The sequence below is a fragment of the Mameliella sp. AT18 genome, from assembly GCF_028807275.1.
GTDB lineage: Bacteria > Pseudomonadota > Alphaproteobacteria > Rhodobacterales > Rhodobacteraceae > Antarctobacter > Antarctobacter albus.
In genome coordinates this window covers 1-6926 of sequence record NZ_JARAMO010000198.1, presented here as the reverse complement: position 1 = coordinate 6926, position 6926 = coordinate 1, and the positions used below count along the sequence as shown (strand labels likewise).

Below are 6926 nucleotides of genomic sequence, written 5' to 3'. Positions count from 1 at the left end.
AGCGACGGAGGGCTCCGGGGAACAGGCTGGGTGACGGTTCTTCTCTGGTCCTGCAATGGGGCGAAATGCAAACGGCCCCGATCCTTGGGGACCGGGGCCGTCTTGATCGAACCTATGGAGTTTTCAGCGTACCACCAGGACCGACTGTTTTGCGTGGCGGACCACCCGCGCGGCATTCGGGCCGACCAGGTAGTCGCGCAATTCGGGGCGATGTGCCCCGACGACGATCGCCTCGGCACCGATGTCTTCGGCGGTGCGGATGATCTTGTCGTAGACCGTGCCCTGGTCGACGTGTACATGGGCCTCGATCCCCAGCACCTCGTCGATCCACTTGTGCATGTTGGTGCGGGTTTCCTCCATCATCGTACCGGCGAAATCGCCGCCGAAGGCGGAGCCGACGAGGGCGAAGCCCATCGCCGGAACCACGCTGACCACATGCACCTCTGCCCCGCACATGCGGGCCAGCTTGCCGCCGTACTCGGCGATGCGCGCGGCGCCGCTCGTGTCGTTCAGGTCGACCGCGAGAAGGATCTTGCTGTACATCTCGTCTCTCCTCTATGAGCCGCTCAGAACGGGGCCTGGGTGGCGCGGCGGCGCTGCACCAGGACGATGCCCGCCAGGAGCAGCAGTGCCGGGATGAAGAAGATCTCCTTGGGCATGCGCTCGTTCTCGATCTCGACCCGGACGATCTGGACGGGATTGTCGGCGTAATAGTCGAACTCCTGCCCGCTGACCGGCTGGATCAGGTCCGGCCCGCCAAAAGGTTCGTCCAGCAGCAGTTTGCCGTCCTCCTCGTTGACCACGAGGCCCTGTGCGTCCAGCGTCTCGGCCCCGGCAGAGGGCAGGACGATGGTCACGGGCCTGACTTCGAAAGTGTCGAAATCCGGGCCTTCGACGGTGATCCGCACGTCCTTGCCCTCTGGCACGTCGGCCATGAGCGCCAGCGCGGCCGGTCCCTCGGCGCTGTTGTACTTCTCGCTCACCTGGTCGAGGAAGTAGCCGGGGCGGAACAGCATGAAGGCGATCAGCAGCAGGACTGCCGTCTCCCACAGCTTCGACTTGGCGATGAAATAGCCCTGCGTCGCAGCGGCAAACAGCAACATCGCCGTCAGTGATATGAAGAAGACGAAGATCGCCTTGAACAGTCCCACGTCGATCAGCAACAGGTCCGTGTTGAAGATGAAGAGGAAGGGCAGCAGCGCCGTCCGGATGTCGTAGGCAAAGCCCTGGACACCAGTCTTGATCGGGTCCCCGCGCGAGATCGCCGCCGCCGCGTAGGCCGCAAGGCCCACAGGTGGCGTGTCATCCGCGAGAATGCCGAAGTAGAAGACGAACATGTGCACCGCGATCAGCGGCACGATCAGCCCCGCCTGCGCGCCGACGCTGACGATGACCGGCGCCATGAGCGAACTGACGACGATGTAGTTGGCCGTCGTCGGCAGGCCCATCCCAAGGATCAGCGAGAGGATGGCCACGAGGATCAGCAGGACCATCAGGTTGCCGCCCGAGATCACCTCGATCACCTGGCCGATGACCTGGTGGGCGCCGGTCAGGCTGATGGTTCCGACGATGATGCCGGCGGCGCCGGTGGCGACGCCGATGCCGATCATGTTGCGCGCGCCCAGGATCAGGCCCTGTACGAAGTCGGTCCAGCCGGCCAGGGCCTCGGCCACATGGCCCTCACCGCGGAAGAAGGCCTTGAGCGGGCGGTGGGTCAGGGCGATGATGATCATGAAGATCGTTGCCCAGAAGGCCGACAGCGCGGGCGAGAGCCGGTCGAGGTTCTCGGTCCGGACCATCAGGTTCCACACCAGGATGAAGATCGGCACCGAGAAGTAGAGACCGCCGATCAGGGTGGGTGTCAGGCGGGGCGCCGTGGGTTCGCCCTCGGTGTCCTCCTCGATGTCGGGATAGCGCGCGGACAGCCAGACCAGCGCGACGTAGAGCACGCCGACCAGGGCCACCGCCGCGTAGATGGAATCGCCCATGATCGGGTCGAGGATGCCGCGCAGGCCGATCATCAGGAAGGCGCAGATCCCGAGGAAGATGAAGCCGGAAAGGAAAAGGATCAGGATCATCAGGACGCCGATCTTGCGGCCCGGTTTCTCCAGCCCCCTGAGGCCCATCTTGAGCGACTCAAGGTGCACGATATAGAGCAGCGCGATGTAGGAGATCACCGCCGGCAGGAAGGCGTGCTTGACCACGTCGATGTAGGGAATGTTGACGTATTCCACCATCAGGAAGGCGGCGGCGCCCATGACGGGCGGGGTCAGCTGGCCGTTGGTGGAGCTGGCCACCTCGACCGCGCCGGCCTTTTCCGCCGGAAAGCCGATGCGCTTCATCAGCGGGATGGTGAAGGTGCCCGTCGTCACTGTGTTGGCGATCGAAGAGCCGGAAATCATGCCGGTCAGCATCGAGGACAGGACCGAGGCCTTGGCCGGGCCGCCGCGCAGAGCGCCCAGCAGCGCGATGGCCACCCGGATGAACCAGTTGCCGCCGCCCGCGCGGTCAAGCAGGGCGCCGAACAACACGAAGAGGAAGATCATCGTTGTTGAGACGCCCAGCGCCACGCCAAAGACCCCCTCGGTCTGCATCCAGTAGTGGCCCAGGGCCTTGGACAGCGAGGCGCCGCCGTAGTTGGTGATGTTTCGCGCCCATTCCGAATAGCCGCCGAAGAAGGCGAAGAGCACGAAACAGGAGGCGATGATGACGAGTGGCAGGCCCAGGGATCGGTAGACCGATATCATCAGGACCACCATGCCTATGGCCGACATCACGATGTCGGAGGTGTTCCACAACCCCGGCCGGTCGGCGATCTGAAAGCGGAAGGCCACGAGATAGAGACAGGCCGAGACGCCCAGAATCAACAGCGCCCAGTCATAGGCAGGGATGCGGTCGCGCGGGGCGGATTTCGTCAGCGGAAAGGCCATTGTCGCCAGGGCGATGGCAAAGGCGAGGTGCACGAAACGCGCCTGCGCCACGACATTCGCGAAAAAGCTGATGCCGGTGGTCGTGGCCAGCATGCTGGGCACCCGCGATGCGATGTAGAGCTGGAACAGCGACCAGACGATGCAGGTGCCGATGATCAGCTGTGCCTGCCATCTGGCCTGCGGGTTGCGCGCGCCGGTATCCGCTTCGGCGACCATGTCGTCGGCGCTGCGGTCCTGAGCCTGTGGATCGGCCATGATGTCCCCCTGTGTTTTTTCTTTGTCGCGGGCGGTTCGGGATGCCCTGCAAATGCCTTCGAAGACATTGGATCGTGCGCGCCCGGGTGCGGGCGCGTCCGTGGATCGGATCGTGGCGCCGCGTCGCGGTCGCCGGAAAACGCTTTGGGCGTCTCTCAAATCTCTTCGAAGAAATTTGTCCTGCCAAGGAAAAACGGCGGCAGGTCTGCCCTGCCGCCGTCCGTGGCCCGAGGATTACTCGATCAGGCCCAGTTCCTTGTAGGCTTTCTCGGCGCCCGGGTGCAGCGGTGCGCTAAGGCCGTCCTTGACCATCTGTGCCGGGTCGAGGTTGGCGAAGGCCGGGTGCAGCTGGCGGAAGTCGTCGATGTTTTCCATCACCGCCTTGGCCACTACGTAGACCACGTCCTCGGAAATGTCGGCCGAGGTGACGAAGGTTGCGCCCACGCCAAAGGTGGTCACGTCCGAATCGGTGCCGTCGTACATGCCGGCCGGGATCGTGGCCACACGGTAGTAGGGGTTGTCGCCGACCAGCTTGTCGATCGGTTCACCCACGACGTCGATCACCTGCACGTCGCAGGTGGTGGCCGCTTCCTTGATGGCGGCGGCCGGGTGGCCGATGGTGTAGATCATCGCGTCGATGTTGCCGTCGCAAAGCTGCTTGGCCATTTCCGAGCCCTTGTACTCGGTCGCGAGGGCGAAATCGTCCATCGTCATGCCGAAGGCTTCCATGACCACTTCCATCGTGGCGCGCTGGCCCGAACCGGGGTTGCCGACGTTCACGCGCTTGCCCGCGAGGCCCTCGAACCCGGTGATGCCGCTGTCGCCGCGCACCAGCAGGGTGAAGGGCTCCGGGTGGACCGAAAACACCGCGCGGATTTCGGGGAAGGGGTTGTCGGAGAAGGTCGAGGTGCCGTTGTAGGCATGGTACTGCCAGTCGGACTGCGCGACGCCGAACTCCAGCTCGCCGGCCTTGATGGTGTTGATGTTGTAGACGGACCCGCCGGTGGATTCGACCGCACAGCGGATGCCGTGCTCCTTGCGGGACTTGTTGACGAGGCGGCAGATCGCGCCGCCGGTGGGATAGTAGACCCCGGTCACACCGCCGGTGCCGATCGAGATGAACTCCTGCGCCGAAGCCATCGGTGCCGCGCACGCCACACCCAGGGCCACGACGGCGCCGAGTTTCACATTATCGAACATAACTTCTCTCCTGTTGTCGTTATGGTGAGGTCTCATCCGCCCAGAAATCTCCCAGGCGTCGGTTTCTTTCCTCTACCAGGCGAATCTTTTCGCCTATGTCATCTTCGGACTGCGCGACGAGCATCGCAACCAGAGTTTCCATGAGCGCAAGTGTCGCCACGTAAGAGGAAAAGAACTGCGGGCTGTCCGACGGCACGCAAAAGCCGAGGTCGGCATGCATCAATGCCGGGCTTGCGTGGGTGTCGGTCAGAACGATCGTGGTTGCGCCGCTTTCGCGTGCCATCTGCGTGGCAAGGACGGCGCGTCGGGCATAGGGGGTCTTGGTGATGACCAGAAAGACATCGCCCGGTTGCAACAGTCCGATCGACGCCGAAAGCGCGCTGCCCGCGCGCGACAGGACGGTCCAGTCGGACTGGAAATAATTGGCCAGGTAGGCGAGGTGCTCGGCGATCCCGTGTGAGGCGAAAGCGCCGAAAACGGTGACGCGGCGCGCCCGGGCCAGGGCGTCCACCGCCTCTTGCAGGCGTTCGCGGTCGATCCCCTGGGCCAGGCTGGCGATGTTCGACATGCAGGCCCCCGCCTGCCGGTCCAGCATCGAGGTGTCTTCTTCGCCGGGGGTCTGCAACTGCGTCGCTTTCTCGGCAAAGGACACCACCTGGTCGCCGATGGCCTGACGGGACAGTTCGCGCAGCTCTTCGTAGCTGGTGAAATCCAACGCCCGCGCCAGCCGCGAAAAGGTGGCCGGAGACACCGCGCTGGCCGCCGAGACCGACCGCAGCGACCGGGTGGCCACCTCGACGGGATGGGCGATGACGTAGTCCGCCGCCTCTCTCAACTTGTGGCTCAAACCGCCGTAGCGGTGCGCGATGCGCGCTTCGAGACGCTTGGCGGGCATCCGCTCTCCTGGATCGTTACGACTGTTTCAGGATGTTTCATATGTTTTACATCTTGTCAACTTGAGAAACATATGTTTCAACGCTTTCTATTCGCAGCCTAGCCGAAAAGTGCCTTTGTCATGGGCCATGACCTCGCGTCACCCGTTGCTTCCGTGAAAATCATGGCCGCGCCAAACGGCGCCCGGCGTACGAAATCCGATCACCAGGCCTTGCCGATGACCGCGGCTGAACTGGCCGCGGAGGCGCGCGCCTGCCAGCAAGCCGGGGCCTGGGCGCTGCATATGCATGTGCGCGATACGCTTGGCCGGCATTCTCTGGACCCGGTGCTGTACCGCGAGGCCGTCGCCGAGGTGCGAGGCGCCGCACCGGGCCTGTTCGTGCAGATCACGACAGAGGCGGTGGGCCGCTATTCGGTCGCGGCACAGTTCGATTGCCTGCGCGAGGTCATACCCCAGGGCGCCAGCGTCTCGACCCGGGAAATGGCCCGCGATGTCGAGACCGCCGGCAGGCTCTACGCCTTTGCCGCCGAGGCGGGGATTGCGCTGCAGCACATCCTCTATGACCTGGCGGATCTGCAGACCCTGCGCAGCTTTCGCGCCGGAGGGGTGATTCCGTCCGGGGAGTGTTCGGTGCTGCTGGTCTTCGGCACCTATGAACCCCCGGTTCCGGCCCGCGTCGATGCCGTCCCCGAGGCTGTCGAGGCGCTGGAACGCGGGTTCCCCGATTGGGCCGCCTGCGCCTTTGGCCCGACAGAAGAGCCGGTGCTTGTCGAGGTCGCGAAACGCGGCGGCAATGTCCGCATCGGGTTCGAGAACAACATCCATCGTCCGGATGGCACGCTGGCCGTCAGCACCGCTGACAATATCCGTCATTTCCGATCCGCGCTGGCGCGCGCCAGCGGGTCGGAGGAATTGGCACAAACAAGGTAGAAAACGCCCATGTCCCATGTCTTCCATCGCAGCAGCGTCAAGGCGCCGCCCGCGGTTTCCCGCGGCGAGGGGGCCTATCTTTACGACCAGTCCGGCAAGGCCTACCTGGACGGGTCCGGCGGCGCCGCCGTGTCCTGCCTGGGCCACGGCGACGCCCATGTGACAGAGGCGATCCGCGCACAGCTGGACCAGGTGGCCTTTGCACATACCGGCTTCTTCACCTCCCCCCCGGCAGAGGCGCTGGCCGACCGGCTGGTGGCGCTTGCGCCGGGTGATCTGAACCGCGTCTATTTCGTCTCCGGCGGGTCCGAGGCGATGGAAGCGGCGCTGAAACTGGCGCGGCAGTATCACCTTGAGCGCGGCGAGGCGGGCCGCAGCCGGATCATCGCCCGCCGGCAAAGCTATCATGGCAACACGCTGGGGGCCCTGGCCACCGGCGGCAACGCCTGGCGGCGCGAACCCTTTGCGCCGCTCCTGATGGAGGTCAGCCATGTCGCGCCCTGCTATGCCTATCGCGGGCAACAGGAGGGCGAGAGCGAGGCCGCCTATTGCGACCGCCTGATCGCCGAGATCGAGGATGAAATCGTACGCGTCGGCCCGGAGACCGTCATGGCCTTTGTCGCTGAGCCCGTGGTTGGGGCGACGCTGGGCGCGGTGCCCTCGGTGCCCGGGTATTTCAAGCGGATCCGCGAGATCTGCGACCGGCACGGCATCCT

Annotated in this window: 6 protein-coding genes; 2 read left to right on the top strand and 4 right to left on the bottom strand. The window is 64.8% G+C overall.

Annotation, left to right across the window (positions count from 1 at the left end):
• Positions 1-123: 123 nt before the first annotated feature.
• The 4 genes from PVW46_RS17615 to PVW46_RS17600 form a co-directional block, all read right to left on the bottom strand.
• Positions 124-543, bottom strand: a complete 420-nt coding sequence (locus tag PVW46_RS17615) for a universal stress protein (protein ID WP_043145741.1) — start codon at positions 541-543, stop codon at positions 124-126.
• A gap of 23 nt (positions 544-566) precedes the next feature.
• On the bottom strand, positions 567-3185 hold the full coding sequence (locus PVW46_RS17610) for a TRAP transporter permease (RefSeq protein ID WP_043145743.1): 2619 nt from the start codon (positions 3183-3185) through the stop codon (positions 567-569).
• A gap of 234 nt (positions 3186-3419) precedes the next feature.
• Entirely contained in the window at positions 3420-4385 is a 966-nt protein-coding gene (locus PVW46_RS17605; RefSeq protein ID WP_069210057.1) for a TAXI family TRAP transporter solute-binding subunit, read from the bottom strand.
• A gap of 19 nt (positions 4386-4404) precedes the next feature.
• A complete protein-coding gene (locus PVW46_RS17600; protein ID WP_069210056.1) occupies positions 4405-5280 on the bottom strand; it encodes a MurR/RpiR family transcriptional regulator in 876 nt (291 codons plus the stop codon).
• Positions 5281-5442: 162 nt separating this feature from the next.
• Between PVW46_RS17600 and PVW46_RS17595 the strand changes: the two genes are divergently transcribed.
• Both PVW46_RS17595 and PVW46_RS17590 read left to right on the top strand, forming a co-directional pair.
• Positions 5443-6210, top strand: coding sequence for a beta-keto acid cleavage family enzyme (locus tag PVW46_RS17595; RefSeq protein ID WP_069210055.1), 768 nt, complete (start codon positions 5443-5445; stop codon positions 6208-6210).
• A 9-nt stretch (positions 6211-6219) separates the two neighbouring features.
• Positions 6220-6926, top strand: a 707-nt coding sequence (locus PVW46_RS17590) for an aminotransferase class III-fold pyridoxal phosphate-dependent enzyme (protein WP_274576922.1), incomplete at its 3' end; no start/stop codon positions are given.

Coding starts and splice junctions, on each gene's coding strand:
- PVW46_RS17615 (WP_043145741.1), bottom strand. CDS start 543: ATGTACAGCAAGATCCTTCTCGCGGTCGACCTGAACGACACGAGCGGC.
- PVW46_RS17610 (WP_043145743.1), bottom strand. CDS start 3,185: ATGGCCGATCCACAGGCTCAGGACCGCAGCGCCGACGACATGGTCGCC.
- PVW46_RS17605 (WP_069210057.1), bottom strand. CDS start 4,385: ATGTTCGATAATGTGAAACTCGGCGCCGTCGTGGCCCTGGGTGTGGCG.
- PVW46_RS17600 (WP_069210056.1), bottom strand. CDS start 5,280: ATGCCCGCCAAGCGTCTCGAAGCGCGCATCGCGCACCGCTACGGCGGT.
- PVW46_RS17595 (WP_069210055.1), top strand. CDS start 5,443: ATGGCCGCGCCAAACGGCGCCCGGCGTACGAAATCCGATCACCAGGCC.